Origin of the sequence: Asticcacaulis sp. (assembly GCA_024707255.1) — a bacterium.
Taxonomy (GTDB): domain Bacteria; phylum Pseudomonadota; class Alphaproteobacteria; order Caulobacterales; family Caulobacteraceae; genus Asticcacaulis.
Window position 1 is genome coordinate 646987 of the sequence record JANQAC010000001.1, and the last position, 15729, is coordinate 662715.

Below are 15729 nucleotides of genomic sequence, written 5' to 3' on the forward strand. Positions count from 1 at the left end.
TGATCCAATCAGATCGGCGCTCTGGGTCAGACCTCATTGACCTGGAAACAGCCCCAGCCGTCATTGCGGCCGTTAAGCGGTGCGGCGGCCTCGTGCAATTCCGCTTCAAAGGCGGTGATGGCGGCATGATCCGGCACCATGTGGTGAACGACCTGGACATTCCACTTGCCGAAATTGAGGTCGGTGACATTGTCGTGGTCGATCTCCCACGGGCCATAATCGACCTCATAGCCCTTCTCCGCGAAGATCACGCAGAAGGCTTTCGCCGACTCCTCCTCACCGAACAGCAGCGAGAAATCGATGTCGCGCGCCACGGACAGGTCGTCGCCATCGGCCTGCATGGCGCGCAGGACATCGCCGGTTTCATCGGCGGGTAAATCGATTGGCATGACAGAACTCCAAAGAAAAAAGGCAGGCGGGATGCGCTCCCGCCTGCCTTTAGCACATATATATCCGGAAAACCTACTCAGCGATCACAGGAACCGCCGTCGGGGCCGCTTCGGTTTCCGGCACTGCTGAATTGGCGCTCAGTTCGATCGCCACGCCGGTTTCCTCGTCGCGGACGATTTCCTCGCCATTGAGAATCTTGGCGATTTCATCACCGGTCAGGGTTTCCAGGTCGAGCAGGGTCTTGGCCGGGCGGTGCAGGCCGTCGAGGTTTTCCAGCAGGATGCGCTTGGCCTCTTCATAGCCGTCATTGACCAGACGCTTGACCTCGTCGTCGATGATCTGCTGGGTCGCTTCCGAGGTATCACGGCCGAGCGCGCCATACTCATCCTCGCCCTGCTTGTAATCGACGAAGCCGAGCTTGTCCGAGAAGCCCCAGCGCGTCACCATCGACTTGGCCAGGCGTGTGGCGGCCTGGATATCGGACGAGGCGCCCGAGGTGATGTTGTCCTTGCCCATGATGATTTCTTCGGCCACGCGGCCAGCCATCATGATGGCCAGGCGCGAGGTCATCTGGGTGAAGTTCATCGAATAGCGGTCACCTTCGGGCAACTGCATGACCATGCCGAGCGCCCGGCCGCGCGGGATGATCGTCGCCTTGTGGACGGGATCGGCCTGCGGGGTTTTGAGCGCCACGATGGCATGGCCGCCTTCGTGGTAGGCGGTATTGCGCTTTTCCTCCTCCGACATGGCCATCGACTTGCGCTCGGCGCCCATCATGACCTTATCCTTGGCATCCTCGAAATCACGCATGGTGACGAGCTTGCGGTCCTTGCGCGCCGCCATCAGCGCCGCTTCATTGACCAGGTTGGCGAGATCGGCGCCGGAGAAACCCGGCGTGCCGCGCGCGATCACCTTGACATCGACATCGACCGCCGGGGGCACCGGCTTCATATGCACGCGCAGGATGGCTTCGCGGCCGGTCAGGTCGGGGTTGGACACCGTCACCTGGCGGTCGAAACGACCCGGACGCAACAGGGCGGAATCGAGCACGTCCGGACGGTTGGTGGCGGCAATCATGATGATGCCTTCATTGGCCTCGAAGCCGTCCATCTCGACCAGCAACTGGTTCAGCGTCTGCTCGCGCTCGTCATTGCCGCCGCCATGACCGGCGCCGCGGTGACGGCCGACCGCGTCGATTTCATCGATGAAGATGATGCACGGCGCGTTCTTCTTGGCCTGCTCGAACATGTCACGGACGCGCGAGGCGCCGACGCCTACGAACATTTCCACGAAGTCCGAACCGGAGATCGAGAAGAAGGGCACACCGGCCTCACCGGCCACGGCGCGGGCCAGAAGCGTCTTACCCGTACCCGGAGGGCCGACCAGCAGGGCGCCTTTCGGAATCTTGCCGCCCAGCTTCTGGAACTTCGACGGATCTTTCAGGAAATCGACGACCTCCTGCAGTTCTTCCTTGGCCTCGTCCACGCCGGCGACATCGCTAAAGGTGACGCGGTTCTTGTGTTCTGTCAGCAGGCGCGCCTTGGACTTACCGAAGCCCATGGCCCCGCCGCGACCGCCGCCCTGCATCTGGCGCATGAAGAAAATCCAGATGCCGATGATCAGGATGACCGGCAAAAGCGTGGTGACGACATTCATCAGCAGCGACGTCTTGCCGCTTTCCTTCTTGGTCGGCACCTTCTTCTGGGCCAGGGCGTCATCCAGATCCTTGTGATCGAAGCCGACCACCGCATGGAACTTCTTGCCGTCGGCGGTCTTGCCCGCGGCCTCGTCATTATGAATGACGATTTCCGTCACCTTGCCGTCATTCACATTCGCCACGAGTTCGGAATAAATCATCTCGACCGGCTTGTTGCTATCAGGCACCAACGCGCCATGATTGGCGTTCATGACGACGTAAATGCCCAGCAGAAAGGCCAGTATCACGCCGATAATCGCCATGGACTTCAGGTTCATGCCAGTGTCTATCCTCAATAAGGCCCTGAAAACGGGCCGCCCCTCCGCGGGGTTTTCTTACATTAATCAGACGCCTCATGTTTATCCAAAAAGCGGCAGTCCACTTTTTGGCATGAGGCTTTTCTTCCATATAGGACGTGCCGAGCGGTTTCGCTACACGCCATTTATCCGCGTAAAGACTCAATCGTTTTTTGCCCGTACCAGGTCGCTTTCCGTCGTGATCAGGCCCAGGGCGGCCCGCAGGCGCGATCCGACCAGGCATCGTGTCTCGATGACCTTATAATCACTTTGTCTTAAGGCCGGGTTTGTCAGCAAGCATTTATTTTGATTATCTTTTTGAATCGTCGACACAAAAACCGGCTGGCTTTGGCGGATATCCGCCGGCAGGCGCATCAGCCAGGCTTTGTCGTTTGCCGGCAAATCGCCGCGTAAACGACCGGAGGCTACGATTTCCCCTGGCTGCGACGAGCGAACCGCAAAACGGCCATCCCAGACCGCTTCACCCGTTTCGCTGATTGACAGGGTGCCGGGCCGATTTCGGCCGATATCCCCGGCTTCGCGGCTGAGGGTGATCACGTCTTCCCGCCGGCAAACACGGGTGCCGGCCAGGGTCAGGGGCTTGCCGGAAGACAGATTTTCCAACAGAGCCGCGACCTTCTCACGCCCCGGCAGTTTATCGCCACCACCGGCACAGACCGCGGCAGTCGCCAGCAGCTTCAGCGCCGTTTTCCGCGGCAGGGCATCGAATGCCTCCGCCCTGAAAGCGACCATGCCAAAGGGAATAAGCATTTCCGGCAGGTGCAGCAGGGCCTGCAACTGCGCTGCCGTTAGGGATGTTTCACCTTCCGGCGCTTGCGCTTCCATCGGCTTTTCGCGCAAATGCTTTCGTGTTCGGGCGCGCAGGGACTGCGGACTTTCGTTGGCCGGGTCATCGATCCACACCACGCCGATCCCCCGCAGGTAATCGCGCAAAGTCTCCCGCCTTATATCGAGAAATGGCCGGTAAAGGAATATATTCCGCCCCTCCGGCCAGACCGGTGACGGCGCCCAGGCTTTCGGCGCGCCGACATTGGAGCCCTGCGCGCGCATGGCCTGAGCCTCGGTGATATCATCGGCAGTATGGGCCAGGCAAAGCACGGACACGCCCTTTTCCCGCGCCGCTTCCGCCAGCAGGCGATGCCGCGCCAGGCGCGCCGCTGCCGCGAGACCGGTCAAAGGTTTTTCGCCTTGCCAGTACAGGGCCGTAAAACCGGCGCCGACTCGCGCCGCATGATCGCTCACGGATTGCGTCCATTGCGCGCTTTGGGGGTTCAGCCCGTGATCGACGCAGAAGGCTTCCAGCGGTCTTTGGCCCCATTCCGCCAGCGCATAGAAAAGCGCCACGGAATCGCCGCCGCCGGAGACGGCCACGCCGATTGGCCCGTCACCATCGAGACGGGCAGCGAAGTCGGGGAATTTATCTGAAACGGCCTGGCTCATTATGCGCGGGCAACTTAAAGGCAAAAAAGAAGTTTGACCACGGATAAGGCACGGATGCCGCTTCGCGGCGGCACGGATAAGGCACGGATTTCAGGATATATTTCCAAACATGGTGGGGACGATACATCATCGACGGCAAAGCCGTTATTCAGGGAAATATAGCGGAAAGCATATCTGATTGGGAAAACAGACCCTGAAATCCGTGCCTTATCCGTGGCAAACCTTAAGGTTTAAACCGCCCCGCACCTGTTCTTGTCCTTGAGAGCCTTGGCCTGGTTGCGCATTTCATTGGTGGCCAGCTTGGCATAGACCTTGTCGAACTGGGCCAGCGAGGCGCAGACATCCGCCGGACGATTGCTGTCATTCAGCGCCTGAGCCAGCCTGACCGTGGCTTCCGGCGCCCACGAGGTCTTGGGCCAGCCCTTGAGCGAAGTGGCAAAGGCCGAAACGGCACCCGATGGATCGGACTTCATGGCGCGGACCTGCCCCAGGCGAAACCAGGCTTCCGGAGTCTGCGCCGATTGCGGCCAGGCCGTGGTGAAGGCTTCGAAGGCGCGGCCGGCATCATCCGTCTGCCCGGAACTCATCAGGCTGAACGCCTGGTCGAAATCACCCTGGGCGCTGCCGGTCGAAGCCGGAGGCGGCGGCGGCGGCGCCAGTTGCGCCTCCAGATCCTTGATATGGGCGTCGGCGAGATCAGCGCGCTTGGTCAGGGTATCCATGCGGGCCGTCTGATTGGTCAGCGCCTGCTGCAGCAACTGGTTCTGGTGCTGCAACTCCTCGACCTGGCCGATCAGGGTGGTGATCGAGCCGGCCTGCTGGTCCAGCTTGCGCGCCTGGCTGTCGACCGTGGCCTGTAGCGCCACCACTTCGGGATCGGGCTCGATCAGGATCGGCGGTGCACCCTTCTTGTTCTCGACGCGCGACACCGCACGTTCCAGTTTGCGGACATTGCGATCCAGCTTTTGCAGCTTCTTGGCGTCCCAGACCGTGTTGTCGGTCGGCTGCTGGCCGGGGATTTCTTCATCATCGTCGTCGCCGAATATCTGGGCATGGGCGCCGGCGGGCGCAACGACAGACAGGGTAATCGTCGTCAAAGGCAGGAAAAGCGCCAGAATGGACAGGCCGGCGGCCATCTTGCCACGTAAGCCTGTACGCAAACCACGGCGGGTCATATTACTATCCGTCATGTGCAGATCGCCCTTTTACTCGAAAACCAGGGAATTATCTTATAACTAACAACATAGTCAGGCTGAAATAAGACGCAAACCCTAAATTGCATCCGGCGAAATAAAGGGCGCGAACCTCACGGCCGCGCCCTTTATTGCAGCTCAAACGCCTTGCGCTTACTGCGAAGCCGCCAGGCTGTCGTTCTTCACCCAGCCGACATTATCATTGTCGTCAGCCACTTCCCAGTACATGCCGTCCTTGTTACCGGTCGGGTAAACTGTCAGCCCCACCGGCAGGGCGCGGATCACCTTGCCCGTGGTATTTGGCGCCGAACGCAGGGTGGTCGCGGTCTGGACGGTGAAGCTGCGGCTCGGCGCCGCTTCCTTGCCGCCGACATCGATGCCGCCGAGATTATTGACCATTTCGGCATAGGCGACGATGAACGCCTGGGTCACGATCTTGCCGATATCGGTATCTTCGTAGCCGCCGCCGACCGCGCCGCCGAAGCCGATACCGCCACCGGCGCCCCAGCTCAGGTCATTCTTGGCGGCATGGCCCTCAAACGAATTGGACTCAGATGTGCGCACATCGGTCAGCGACAGGACCACATCGGCCTCGCTCTTCTTGGTGCGGAAGCCTCCGACGATCGCCCCGGCCCGGCCGCCGACCAGACCGCCCAGAAGGCCCGCCGCCCCGCCGCCACCGGTATTGGAATCGGCGCTGCCGACCTCGGCCACCAGCACGAAATCCGCCGCCTTGATCTGGCCCTTGCCCATGTTCGAGCCGTGTTGCAGACCCAGGCTGCCGCCGATATCGCGTTCGCGCGCCGCCGCATCCATGCCGGCGCCGCGATCGACCAGCGAGAAACAGCCCGATTTCTGGACGATGACCTTGAGCAGCTTTTGCGGCGCCGCCAGACTGTTATTGGTCCAGCCCGACGGGTCATCGCCATTGACGACCGAGATGGTGCCGAGTTTGGCCGAACAGTGCGGCAAACCGGCCATCATCTTGTCCTGGGTTTGTTGCGCCTTGCTGGCCTTGGCCTGGGCAAAGGCTGGCTCAGTCACGGCCAAGCCAAGCACGGCGGCGATCGCCGCACCGGCTGCCGCGGATTTGCGGATGGAATTGAATGTCATGGAACAGCTCCCCAATAATCGATTGAAAACAGGTGGACAACCCGCCGCAACGGCTATGCGCAAGCCGAAGGCAGGATGACCGGAAAATATCAGAAATACGCGAACTGACTGGCGGCCTATTGGGCCGAACTGAACAGGTGTGACAGCGCCGGGAACGGATGCCCCCTGAAACGCATCATGCCCCCTGACCTTACGGCCAGAGGGCATGAGTTTCAATCCAAAAACCGACAGATTAAGGCCGGTTTGAAGCTTATTGCGCGCCTGAGGTCAGGCTGGTGTGGGCGTTACGGTTCTTGGCCCAGGCGTCTTCACCCGAACCGTTGTCGATCGGGCTTTCCTTGCCGTAGGAGATGGTCGAGATACGGCCGGCGGCTACACCCTTGCCGGCCAGGAAGTCCGAAACGGCCTGCGCGCGGCGGGCGCCCAGAGCGAAGTTGTATTCGCGGGTGCCGCGTTCGTCGGCATTGCCTTCGATACGGATATTGACCTGCGGATAACGGACGAGCCAGGCGGCCTGGGCGGCCAGGATGCCCTGCGCGTCAGAGCGGATGTCGGAGGAATCGGTGTCGAAATAGACGCGGTCGCCGACATTGACGACGAAGTCCTGCTGCGAACCCGGAACGATGCCCGGCAGCGGCGCTTCGGCGACTGGCGGTTGCGGAACCGGCTGCGGCGCGGGCTCAGGGGCCGGAGCCGGGGTCGGCTCGATCACAGGCTTCGGCTTGCTGGTACAGGCCGCCATAGACGCCATAACCAGGGCCATTACGGCAAACTTTGCTACGGACTTGGTCGATACCATGATGTTGAATCCTCTCATTTCAATAGAATGCGCTGAACATATCTCTGTTCTGTGACGGGATTATGCACAAAACTTATAAAGATACGATGATATGGCTGTTAACTTTTGTCAAACGGGCGTTGTCATTTTTCCAGAGAACTGGATATTTTTTCCATCTTGCGGCGGAATTGGGCAATTTCACGACCGCCTTACACCAAATCTGATGAATTTTCGGTTTGTGGACATGGTTGCCCAATCCTTTCACAGCTTATAATTACAAAGCTTCCATCCTGTTCAGCCGCCTACTTCAACCGCGGCGACCAGGCGGGGTCGGAGGCGCCACCGGGATAGGGCACGGCACGCTCGACACGGCCGGTGACCTCGACCATCCACAGCGACGGATTGCCGCCCTGGCTCTCGCGGAAGAACATGATGTAGCGGCCATTGGGCGCCCAGGTCGGCCCCTCTTCGAGATAGGAGGAGGTCAGCAGCTTGGCATTGCCGCCGCCGGCATCCATGACGCCGATGGAGAACCGCCCGCCCGACTGCTTGGTGAAGGCAATCTGGTCGCCCTTCGGCGAGAAGACAGGCGTGGAATAGGAGCCGCCACCGAAGGTGATCCGGCGCACATTGCCGCCTGAGGCGTTCATCAGGTAGATCTGCGGCGAGCCGCCGCGATCGGAGGTGAAGGCGATCGTGCCGCCATCAGCCGAGAAGGACGGCGAGGTATTAATGAAACCGCCGCTGGTCAGCTTGGTCATAGAGCGGGTGCGCAGATCCATGACATAGATATTGGTGGCGCCGCCCTGGCTGACCGAGAAGGCCAGCTTGGAGCCATCGGGTGAGAAGCGCGGCGCGAACGCCATGCCCTTGATCTGCCCCACGGCCTCCTGACGGCCGGTTTCCAGATTATAGATATAGATGCGGGCGCTGTCGGCGGTCAGGGCCATATAGGCGATTTCCTGGCTGTCGGCCGAGAAACGCGGGGTCATGACCTTGGTATTGTTGCCGGCCACCGGCAGGTAGGACGGATTGGCCCCGTCCTGGTCCATGATAGCCAGATGCTTGATACGCGCCGTCTTGTAGCCGCTTTCGGCCACGAAGACGATGCGGGTATCGAAATAGCCCTCCTGGCCGGTCAGCTTTTCATAGATGGCGTCAGCGATCTTGTGGGCGATGCGGCGCCAGTTCTCCGGCGTGGCGGTCAGGGATTGCCCCAGAAGCTGGTTCTGCGAGAAGATATCCCACAGGCGGAAATCAACCTGCAACCGGCCGTCGGAATCAACAAAGGCGCGGCCATTGCTGAGATATTGCGCATTGATCGTCTTCCAAGCCGCGAATTCCGGCTGGACGGCGACATCGGGGTTCTGCTGGATAAAGGCGGCCGGATTGATCGGCGCGAAATAGCCGGAGCTTTCCAGGTCGTTCATCACCACCTTGGAAATCTTGTTGCCCAGATCGCCGCCCGAAGCGTCATTGCCGCCAATGGCGATGGCGATCGGCAGGGGCTGGATATTGCCCTGATCAACCGTGCCGGTCAGTTCATCCTGCGCATGAGCAAAAGCGGGGATACATACCAGCATCAGCGCGCCGGTCACCGCCGCCAGAATTTTGTTCATCAGTTTCATGGTCGCTCCTTTGGTCGGGTTCGGTCGCAAACTTTAGCGTCCCTGGCAGGCCTTTCGGGCATCAAAAATAATCTTCAACGGGCGGTTATAGAGACCATCCGGCAGGTCGGTGAATGCATTGGGTTGCCCCTTGTTGACGGCGGCCAGGGCCAGATTAGCGCCTGCCTGCCAGACCGGGTCATTACGTTTGTTCACCCACTCCGGCCCCTGGGTAACACGGCCATTGGGCGAAAGTGTGAAGCGGATTTCCGGCGCCACATTCTGGCTGCCCGGCACATCGCAGTTGAGCAGCCACAACTTGTTGAGCCGCTGGGTCAGGGCATTCATTTCCGTTTTCAGGCCGGCATCGGCCGGGCCTGAGCCAAAAGCGGAAGCGCCGGTCGTCTTTTGTGTGCTGGCTGAAGGCGCGCGGCGCGTCGGCGCCTGGGAGGGCGTGGCGGCGAGACGGCTCAGGAGATCATCCTGCGGCTTGGCCTTGGGCGCCGGTTTGGCGGGCGTTGGTTTTTTCGCGGGCGGTTCCGGCTTTTTCAGGCCGTTCTTGTCGGGTGGAACCGGCGCGGGCTTGGGCGGGGTCGGCGTTGGCTTCGCCGCCGGTTTGATCGGTTCGGGCACCGGTTGCGGCGGGGTCGGCACCGGCTGCGGCGGCACAGGTTCGGGCTGCGGTATCGGTTCCGGCGCCTTGACCGCCAGTTCATCGACCGGGGCTTCCGCCATCTGGCGGCTCGGCATGTCGGAGATGATCGTCACCGGCACGGACGACACCTTGAGCGGCGGCGGCGTCAGGTGCAGGCTGATCAGGGCAAGCAGGATCAGGCCGACGTGCAGCAGCAGGGAGACTAGAAAGGACGGTCCGAATTTCTTCATGCGTCTATGGGGTCACGCTTTCGGGCTCAACAGCGGTCGTAGAGGCAGGCTTGCCCATGGTATCGGTGACCAGGCTGATCTTGCTGAAGCCGGACGAGGACAGCTTGCCCATGACGCGGGCGACGGACTCCCGTGTCGCCTCGCCCGCCCCGCGGACATAGATCTGAGTTTCGGTATCGCCGCGGGTGATGGCCAGAAGGCGCGGCGCCACCTGGTCATAGCTGGCCGGATCGTCATTGACGTAAAGCTGGCCGGTCTTGTCGATCGACACGGTGACGGGCTCGCCCTCGTCCTTTAACGCAGCGGCCTCAGTCTTTGGCAGGTTGATCTTGATGCCCGAATTGAGCAGCGGTGCCGAGATCATGAAGATGATCAGCAGCACCAGCATGACGTCGACCATCGGCGTGACGTTGATTTCCGACAGGGCGGCGCGGCGGCGCGTGCGGCGTCCGCGGCGGCTGCCCCCTCCGTGGCCTGAACCTCCCATTGCCATGTGATCAGCCCCCCAGTTTGTCGCCGAGACGGCGGGTCAGGGACACCATCAGTTCATCGGCGAAGCCTTCCATGCGCGAGGTGAAGCGCGCGACCTTGGAATTGAACAGGTTGAAGGCGATATAGGCCGGGATGGCGGCGAAAAGCCCCATGGCCGTGGCGAACAGGGCTTCGGAAATGGCCGGAGCCACGGTGGTCAGGTTGGTATCGCCCTGACTGGCAATGGCCGAGAAGGCATTCATGATGCCCCAGACCGTGCCGAACAGCCCCACAAACGGCGAGGCCGTGGCGATGACCGCCAGGATGCTCAGGCCGTCTTCGATGGTGTCGGCTTCATTGGCGATGATATGGTTCATTTCGCGGTCGACCTGGGAGACCAACAGATCGCCCTGAACGGCGCTCATGGTCTTGCCCTTGTAGTCCTTCCAGGCGGCAGTGACGGCGACCAGCAGCTTCTGGAACGGTTCTCTCGGCTGAGTGCCGAGCGTGGCGGCAATATCATCGAGCGCGCGGCCGGAATTGAGCGCGCCCTCGAAGCCGTCGGCCTCCTTGTTGACGCGGTTAAGCGCACCGGTCTTCTGGATGATGATGGCCCACGACCACAGCGACGACAGGGCCAGGCCCACCATGATCACCTGGACCACGATATCGGCGTGCAGGAAAAGCTGAAGGAAATTCAGGGCGCCGGGAAGGCTGTCGGTAGCTGAGCTGGCGGCGGAACTGGCGCTCATGTCGCATCCTCGGATTAGGTTAAGATGAATAGTGAATCTGTAATGGCCGTACCATGCCCGACAATTGGCGACATTTCTATGGCACCGGAACAGAAAAAGACGCTTTTACAGCGTGTTTTCCGCAGCGACACGCGCCTTGATGGCGGTTTGCAGGTCTTTCGGCAGCCGTTTCGGCCGGCCTTTCAGGTCGATGCAGACGACCTGGACCTGGGCTTCGGCGAGCCTTTGACCGTCGCGTTCGACCCATTGATCGAGGGTGAAGCTGGCGCCGCGCGCCGCGCTCAGGCGGCTTTTGACCAGCACCAGATCATCGATCCGCGCCGGGGTCAGGTAACGGATATTGATCGCACTGACGGCGAAGGCCAGCGGCTCATCGAGCGCGGCGAGCTGATGGTGATGCACCCCGATCAGGCGCATATATTCGGAGCGGCCGCGCTCGAAATATTTGAGATAGTTGGCGTGATAGACGACGCCGGAAAAGTCGGTGTCCTCGTAATAGATACGCACCGGCAGTTCGTGATGGTCGCCGGTGATCCGGCCGGAGAGCGGAAAGTCTGAGGTCATACGACCGTTCTAGCGGCAGTTTGCCTCGGCTGCCACCCCCTTATGCCCTCCCACCTCTGGTGGGGAGGGGGACCGACGCGCCCTTGCGCGTTGGTGGTGGGGTATCTTACTAAAAAAAGCGCGTGGCTCGTATTTCAAAGCAAGAAGCCCCACCACCACTGCGCTTCGCTTGTGGTCCCCCTCCCCGGCAAAGCCGGGGAGGTATAATTTATGGCCGGGCCAGCAGCGCGCAGATGTCCGCGCGCATATCATCCTTCGTCTGGCTACCCTTGCGCGTGAACTCGATATAACGGCCTTTACGGCCATAAGATTTCCAGTCATCCAGCCCCTTGCGATTGGGATCGCCTGTTTTGGCAAATTGCACCCAGTAATCCATGAGGCGCGGCCAGCGGTCCTTTTTCACGCCTTTCGGACGATCATTGAAGACAAAGCTCAGTTCCGAACCATGATGTACATCGGCTTTCGGGTCGGCGTCGATATCGAGTTGGTAAAGCCACGCTTCCTGCCCGGCGGCGGTCGCCTGACGTGCCATCCAGTCGGCCGGGCAGCGTAGCATCAGGTCGGTCGATAATTGCATGGCGGCATCACCCAGGACCGGATCGGACTTCGGGGTCTTGTCGATATCGAGTTTGTAAACGCGCAGCACCTTGCCACGGTCTTCACCAAAGCGCGTGGCGATGGCGCCGTAGAGCGAGGCGCTGACATCGGCCAGCATGAGTTCGCGCGCCGAAACGCCGATGATCAGCGGCACCTTCGCCGCCTCGCCGGCCCGGAAAATCTCCGCCGGCGATTTTGGCAACACACGGCCATCGATCGTCGCCTGGTCCCATATAAAGCTGGCGTCCTCCATCGGCGGCTCAAGCTTGTCGCCCGCCTGTTGCAGCGCCATTGCCGGCGCCCTGCGCAGATCAGCCAAAGCTTTCGCACTATCGGCGGGATCGTTGCTGAACTGTTCGGCCAGCCGGAGGCCCAGCGTTTCGTTCTGCGCCAAAGTGCGCGGCGCAAAGCCGAATTGCGGTGTGCCGCTTTCCTCGATGGCCTTGTTAAACAGGCCGCGCGCCAGCGGCGAGGCCAGCATCAGCCCGACATCCTGCCCGCCGGCGCTGTGACCGAAGATCGTCACATTATCCGGATCACCGCCGAAATGGGCGATATTATCGCGCACCCATTGCAGGGCCTTGATCTGGTCCATCAGGGCGTAATTGCCTGACGCGCCGTTTTGTTCGGCCGTCAGGGCCGGATGCGACAGGAAACCGAAGACGCCCAGCCGGTATTGCAGAGTGACCAGCACCACATCGCGTTTGCCGAGGCCGGAAGAAATGGTCCCCTCGCCAGCCCCGGCGCGATTGGCCCCGCCATGGAAAAAGACCATGACAGGTTTTTTCGCTTCGCGGCTCAGCGACGGCGTGCGGATTTCGAGATAGAGGCAGTCCTCCGAACTCGCCTGTGAGATTTTCGTCTGCCAGCCGTAATCGGCCTGCGAACAGCCGGGCGCGCTGGTTTTACTGAAGCGCACGCCTTGCCAGGCCGGCACATCCTGCGGCGCGGTCCAGCGTAAAGGCCCAACCGGCGGTTTCGCAAACGGCACGGCCTTGAAGGCGAATGTGCCGTCGCTCCACGCCTCGCCGCCAAGCTGTCCGCCGGTGACCGGCACGATGACATCGGGCTGCGGACCGGCGGGTACCGGCGCCGGTGTTTCGATCTTAGGCGCCACAAGGCCGCTTTCGGACGGCGCAGAACTTATGACCGGCGGCGGTAGCGCAGGCTGAACCGGTTTCGATGGCGCTTTTCCTGGCAGCACCATGCGGTAGCGGCCATCGCCCCCCCGCATAGGCTGCTGAGCGAAAACGGGAAAGGCCGCGAGCGCCGCCAGCAGACACAGCCCGGCCAGCCCCGCCTTCACCCTAGTGGCCCTGTGCCCAGAGATAGGCCGCGCCGCGCACGCCCGACGAATCGCCCCAGCGCGCTGGCACAAAGCGGGCTTCCCAGCGATCGGTGAAAACCAGCGGTTCTATGCGCGATGCCAGGCGGTCATACATTTCCGGCACATTCGACATGCCGCCGCCAAAGACAAACACGTCCGGGTCGAGAATATTGACGACAACGGCCAGGGCCTGTGCCAGGCGGCGCACCCAGCGGTCGAAACAGGCGTCGGCCTCGGCATCACCGGCACGCATGGCGGCGATAATCTCCTCGCCCTTTAGCGAGCGGCCCGTTACGGCATGGAAATCGCGGGCAAAGCCGGAGCCGGAAATCCAGGTTTCCAGGCAGCCATGCAGGCCGCACCAGCATTTCGGGCCGGGATTTTCTTCCGGCAATGGCCAGGGCAGCGGAATATGGCCCCATTCGCCGGCCAGGCCATTGGCGCCTTCGACCAGATGGCCATTGACCACCACGCCGCCGCCGCAGCCGGTGCCGATGATGACGGCGAAGACATTTGCCTCGCCGGCGCCGGCGCCATCCTTGGCCTCACTGAGGGCCAGGCAGTTGGCGTCATTGGCCAGGCGGATCGGCTGGCCCAATACGGCTTCGAGATCGGTCTTAAAAGGCCGGCCATTGAGATAGGTGGAATTGGAATTGCGCATCAGGCCGTGACGCGGCGAAGCCGAACCCGGCGAACCGATGCCGATGGTCTTGGCCCCGAGGCCGGGCTGTTTGGCGCGGGCTTCGGAGTCGACGCGGGCGATCAGATCACGCACCAGGGTCAGGGCGGCGTCATAATTACCGGGGTTCGGCTCCCGGTGGCGGGCCAGGAACTCACCGGAGGGCGACAGCGCGGCCGCCTCGATCTTCGTTCCGCCGAAATCAACGCCGATATGCAACATGTCTTTTGTCTCGTCCCCAGTTTTTCTTATTTTTATTTTATTTAATACAAAAAGCAAACCCCTGAAAACGCCGGGCCGGCATTTTCAGGGGCTTTATTTCCGGCCATGGTGTTTAGTGGCCGACGCTCACGCCTTCTTCGATGACGTGGACATGAGCCTTCTTGGCGGCCTGCGAGAACCACAGGACGTAGAGATAGCAGATCAGCGGCACGCCGAAAGCGAGCGAACGCGCGCCGATCGGGAAATGCGCCACAAGCTGGTCAACCGTGAAGCCGTACAGGATCGAGATAAACCCGCCGCCGCAGATCGCCATGCACATCAGGCCGGAGGTGGCCGAGGCCGGGGCCGTCGAGCGTTCGAGCGTGATGGTGAAGATGGTCGGGAACATGATTGAGTTGAACAGGCCGATCAGGATGGCGGCGCAGCCCGGAATGAAGCCCATGGTCAGCGGCGCGATGAAATCACCCGGCAAGGTCACCGAACCACCAAGCGGCGTGGCCGGCATCGAATAGGTGGCGATGACGATCAGGCAGAGAATCGAGGCGCAGGTGGCGACAAAGGCCAGCATGGTGGTGGCCTTGAAGTAGCGCAGCAGGACCGAGCCGCCGAAACGGCCAAACATGGCGAACAGCATGAAGATCGGTCCGACATAACCGGCGACCTGCGACGGCACGTTGAGGATTTGCGCCTGCTCAAGGAAAAAGATCATACCCGAAATCACGCAGACCTCGGCGCCGACATAGAGGAAGATGCCGAGCGAACCGAGATTGGCCCACTTTGACTTAAGCGCCGAGAATGGCGATTCGGCGTGTTCGGCCATCTTGGGCGCGTGGTGCGTGATGGTGTTGCGCACCAGGAACACGGCCAGGGTAAAGACGGCGAAAACGACGGCCAGCAACAGGTAGACATTGGTCACGAAGCTGAGCCCAGTGTCCTTCATCGCCTGGGTGATTGTGGCGTTCTGAACGAACAGGTCACCCTTGAGCAGGAAACTGGCGCCGAAGATACCACCGAGATAAGCCCCCATCGAGTTAAAAGCCTGCGACAGGTTGAGGCGGAAGTGCGAGCCCTTCGGATCGCCCATCGAGGCGATCAGTGGGTTGGCCGCGACCTGGAGCAGGGTGATGCCCGAAGCGGCGACGAACAGGCCGAGCAGGACGGTGATGAAGTTGTGCGAATAGGCCGTCGACCAGGCGATCAGGCAGCCGGCGACGATGCCGACAAGGCCGAGCACGATCGACTTGGCGTAGCCGTTCTTCGCCAGATAGGCCGCCGACGGAATCGACATGATGCCATAGGCGATGAAGAAGGCGAACTGGTTGAGCTGGGTTTCAAAATCGGTGAGCGTATAGATGACCTTCATGCTCTTGACGAGCGGGTCGATCAGGTTGGTCACGAAGGCCCAGATAAAGAAGAGACACGTGACGTAGATAACCGCCAGTAAGAGGCCACCGCCTCCTGATTTTGGCGCTGTTGAGGATTCGGACATATGACCTGCCTGTTGCACTGTTATGGGTGAAGTGCGCGCAAGCTGCCTTCACCGGTTAAATAAATCAAATTGCAAAAAACGTGTTTTTGCGGTGTTGGCAAATGAAAAACGTTGCGCAGTGCAGCAATTCCACATCCAACCGGACGACAGAGGTATATTCAAAATAATTGTCTGACAAGTGGTCACGCCTCTTCGGCGAGCGATCCGCC

At 61.0% G+C, this 15729-nt stretch carries 14 protein-coding genes; all 14 read right to left on the reverse strand.

The annotated features are described in order from the left end of the window. Window positions 1-26: 26 nt before the first annotated feature. The 14 genes from NVV72_03135 to NVV72_03200 all read right to left on the reverse strand — a co-directional run bounded on the left by NVV72_03135 (window position 27) and on the right by NVV72_03200 (window position 15520). Entirely contained in the window at window positions 27-389 is a 363-nt protein-coding gene (locus NVV72_03135; protein MCR6658367.1) for a ribonuclease E inhibitor RraB, read from the reverse strand. Between the two features lie 73 nt (window positions 390-462). Then, window positions 463-2364, reverse strand: a complete 1902-nt coding sequence (gene ftsH, locus NVV72_03140; protein ID MCR6658368.1) for an ATP-dependent zinc metalloprotease FtsH — start codon at window positions 2362-2364, stop codon at window positions 463-465. 180 nt (window positions 2365-2544) lie between these two features. Further along, the gene (gene tilS, locus NVV72_03145) at window positions 2545-3843 is read right to left on the reverse strand and encodes a tRNA lysidine(34) synthetase TilS (protein ID MCR6658369.1); all 1299 of its coding nucleotides are present in this window, start codon (window positions 3841-3843) and stop codon (window positions 2545-2547) included. 230 nt (window positions 3844-4073) lie between these two features. Continuing rightward, window positions 4074-5033, reverse strand: coding sequence for a tetratricopeptide repeat protein (locus NVV72_03150; protein ID MCR6658370.1), 960 nt, complete (start codon window positions 5031-5033; stop codon window positions 4074-4076). A gap of 156 nt (window positions 5034-5189) precedes the next feature. Next, window positions 5190-6149 (reverse strand): SH3 domain-containing protein, encoded by a 960-nt coding sequence (locus tag NVV72_03155; protein ID MCR6658371.1) that lies wholly within the window; start codon window positions 6147-6149, stop codon window positions 5190-5192. A gap of 250 nt (window positions 6150-6399) precedes the next feature. Continuing rightward, window positions 6400-6948, reverse strand: coding sequence for a peptidoglycan-associated lipoprotein Pal (gene pal, locus NVV72_03160; GenBank protein ID MCR6658372.1), 549 nt, complete (start codon window positions 6946-6948; stop codon window positions 6400-6402). Between the two features lie 281 nt (window positions 6949-7229). Then, window positions 7230-8555, reverse strand: coding sequence for a Tol-Pal system beta propeller repeat protein TolB (tolB, locus tag NVV72_03165; GenBank protein MCR6658373.1), 1326 nt, complete (start codon window positions 8553-8555; stop codon window positions 7230-7232). A 33-nt stretch (window positions 8556-8588) separates the two neighbouring features. Beyond that, complete coding sequence (locus NVV72_03170; GenBank protein ID MCR6658374.1) at window positions 8589-9419, reverse strand: hypothetical protein; 831 nt, start codon at window positions 9417-9419, stop codon at window positions 8589-8591. Window positions 9420-9423: 4 nt separating this feature from the next. Then, window positions 9424-9912, reverse strand: a complete 489-nt coding sequence (locus tag NVV72_03175; GenBank protein MCR6658375.1) for a biopolymer transporter ExbD — start codon at window positions 9910-9912, stop codon at window positions 9424-9426. 4 nt (window positions 9913-9916) lie between these two features. Beyond that, on the reverse strand, window positions 9917-10642 hold the full coding sequence (gene tolQ / locus NVV72_03180; protein ID MCR6658376.1) for a protein TolQ: 726 nt from the start codon (window positions 10640-10642) through the stop codon (window positions 9917-9919). A 105-nt stretch (window positions 10643-10747) separates the two neighbouring features. Beyond that, a complete protein-coding gene (gene ybgC, locus NVV72_03185) occupies window positions 10748-11155 on the reverse strand; it encodes a tol-pal system-associated acyl-CoA thioesterase (protein ID MCR6658377.1) in 408 nt (135 codons plus the stop codon). Between the two features lie 259 nt (window positions 11156-11414). After that, the gene (locus NVV72_03190) at window positions 11415-13109 is read right to left on the reverse strand and encodes a carboxylesterase family protein (protein MCR6658378.1); all 1695 of its coding nucleotides are present in this window, start codon (window positions 13107-13109) and stop codon (window positions 11415-11417) included. A 1-nt stretch (window position 13110) separates the two neighbouring features. Beyond that, window positions 13111-14031 (reverse strand): ROK family protein, encoded by a 921-nt coding sequence (locus NVV72_03195; GenBank protein MCR6658379.1) that lies wholly within the window; start codon window positions 14029-14031, stop codon window positions 13111-13113. 112 nt (window positions 14032-14143) lie between these two features. Continuing rightward, a complete protein-coding gene (locus tag NVV72_03200) occupies window positions 14144-15520 on the reverse strand; it encodes a sugar MFS transporter (protein MCR6658380.1) in 1377 nt (458 codons plus the stop codon). Window positions 15521-15729: the final 209 nt, after the last annotated feature.

What these genes read in the sequence shown, in the direction of transcription:
- tolQ (MCR6658376.1), bottom strand. Translation starts at nt 10,642, where the DNA reads ATGAGCGCCAGTTCCGCCGCCAGCTCAGCTACCGACAGCCTTCCCGGC.
- tilS (MCR6658369.1), bottom strand. Translation starts at nt 3,843, where the DNA reads ATGAGCCAGGCCGTTTCAGATAAATTCCCCGACTTCGCTGCCCGTCTC.
- NVV72_03175 (MCR6658375.1), bottom strand. Translation starts at nt 9,912, where the DNA reads ATGGCAATGGGAGGTTCAGGCCACGGAGGGGGCAGCCGCCGCGGACGC.
- NVV72_03150 (MCR6658370.1), bottom strand. Translation starts at nt 5,033, where the DNA reads ATGACGGATAGTAATATGACCCGCCGTGGTTTGCGTACAGGCTTACGT.
- pal (MCR6658372.1), bottom strand. Translation starts at nt 6,948, where the DNA reads ATGGTATCGACCAAGTCCGTAGCAAAGTTTGCCGTAATGGCCCTGGTT.
- NVV72_03195 (MCR6658379.1), bottom strand. Translation starts at nt 14,031, where the DNA reads ATGTTGCATATCGGCGTTGATTTCGGCGGAACGAAGATCGAGGCGGCC.
- NVV72_03170 (MCR6658374.1), bottom strand. Translation starts at nt 9,419, where the DNA reads ATGAAGAAATTCGGACCGTCCTTTCTAGTCTCCCTGCTGCTGCACGTC.
- NVV72_03200 (MCR6658380.1), bottom strand. Translation starts at nt 15,520, where the DNA reads ATGTCCGAATCCTCAACAGCGCCAAAATCAGGAGGCGGTGGCCTCTTA.
- NVV72_03155 (MCR6658371.1), bottom strand. Translation starts at nt 6,149, where the DNA reads ATGACATTCAATTCCATCCGCAAATCCGCGGCAGCCGGTGCGGCGATC.
- tolB (MCR6658373.1), bottom strand. Translation starts at nt 8,555, where the DNA reads ATGAAACTGATGAACAAAATTCTGGCGGCGGTGACCGGCGCGCTGATG.
- ftsH (MCR6658368.1), bottom strand. Translation starts at nt 2,364, where the DNA reads ATGAACCTGAAGTCCATGGCGATTATCGGCGTGATACTGGCCTTTCTG.
- NVV72_03135 (MCR6658367.1), bottom strand. Translation starts at nt 389, where the DNA reads ATGCCAATCGATTTACCCGCCGATGAAACCGGCGATGTCCTGCGCGCC.